Genomic DNA, 257 nt, shown 5'->3' with positions numbered 1-257 from the left:
CTCGTCGACATTGATCCGCTCCTGCTGGGTGTTGGCGAACACGCCGGCCTTCTTCATCCGCCAGAGCCTCTTGGCGATGGCCTTCCAAGAGCGGGAGTCCTTTTCGATTTTGCGCGCGTTGAGCGTTTGCATGAGCACTCGCTCGTGGCCGCGGAAGCCGTTCGTCCGACCCTGAAAGTCGTCCGGGGTGCCGTCGATCTGTTCGATGGCGGCGGCGACGACGTCAATCATCATCTCGATGGTCATACGGGGCCAAC

General features: G+C 61.5%; 1 protein-coding gene. It reads right to left on the bottom strand.

From position 1 onward, the window contains the following. On the bottom strand, nt 1–246 hold a 246-nt coding region (locus ACSNOK_RS35045), incomplete at its 3' end, for a hypothetical protein (RefSeq protein WP_436784740.1). Between the last annotated feature and the right edge of the window lie 11 nt (nt 247–257).

The sequence above is a fragment of the Streptomyces sp. URMC 126 genome, assembly GCF_051386555.1.
GTDB lineage: Bacteria > Actinomycetota > Actinomycetes > Streptomycetales > Streptomycetaceae > Streptomyces.
This window is presented reverse-complemented; position numbering and strand designations above follow the sequence as displayed.